Origin of the sequence: Prevotella sp. C561, assembly GCF_000224595.1 — a bacterium.
GTDB classification, from domain to species: domain Bacteria; phylum Bacteroidota; class Bacteroidia; order Bacteroidales; family Bacteroidaceae; genus Prevotella; species Prevotella jejuni.
The window spans coordinates 1-928 of the sequence record NZ_JH114195.1 but is presented as its reverse complement, the minus strand read 5'-3'; the positions used below and the strand labels follow the sequence as shown (position 1 = coordinate 928).

The following is a 928-nucleotide window of genomic DNA, read 5'->3' as shown; positions in this document are numbered from 1 at the left end:
AGAACGTTCTGCCTTCTCGTTCTCACCCCATTTTGCTGGTATGCTGCAAAATGCAGGATAAAGGCTTTCAGTCTGCTTGCTTTTTCAGCGGCTTGACCTTTTCGCTGATATGACGGACGAGATAGAGATAGAAGTTCTTCAGCATGGCAGTAACCATCATGAAAACCATGTTCTCAGCCATAAAGGAAAATGGCAAATGTGACCATCCAAAGTCATTGTTCTGTATGTCGAAGTTCTTTTCACTTGCTCCACACTCATTATAAAATGTAATGATGTCCTTCTCGGTAGACACCCAGTCATTGGTGAGGATACAGCGGTATGTGTATATTACTCCGAACATATCCGTCCGTTGCTTGCCATCCTTGTCTTTCGAAGGACTACGCTGTACGACAAGTCTGTATGACTTTCCTTCTATCAAGCTGTCCATGCTGATGGACGTGACATCGCATTTCTCATAGCCGAGCTCAACGCCTTTCCATTCTTTCAACTGTCGGAAGTTCTCATAGCGACTGCCGCAGTTGGCAGCACGAATATAGAACGTGTTGCAGTGCTGCTCTACGGTTTGGATGATTTCCTTTGAGAACGCCCCACAGTCGGCACGGAAACGCTCTATTACCACACCAAGTTCTGAGGTTACACGGTCCATAATGCGACGGAGCGTGTCCTCCTGATGGAATTTCACATTGGTGTTTCCGTCACGATTCTCACCTCCGACTATGATTCCTCCAATGGAAGCCCAACCAGGGAAATAGCCAAAATCCTGCTTGTAGGAATACTTTGCATCGAACTTGTGGGCAGGAACAAACTGGTGGTCAAAGTCCAGGTCAACATGACTGCCCACCTTTATAAGCCCCATTCTCCGTATCATCCGTAATAGTAAGGTGTTCAGCTTCTCTGCCGTGTTGAAACTGTAAGACTTGCCGGAGGT

At 46.7% G+C, this 928-nt stretch carries 1 pseudogene; it reads right to left on the bottom strand.

The features are described from left to right. Positions 1-928, bottom strand: a pseudogene (locus tag HMPREF0666_RS15910) (IS1380 family transposase); the annotation flags it as partial.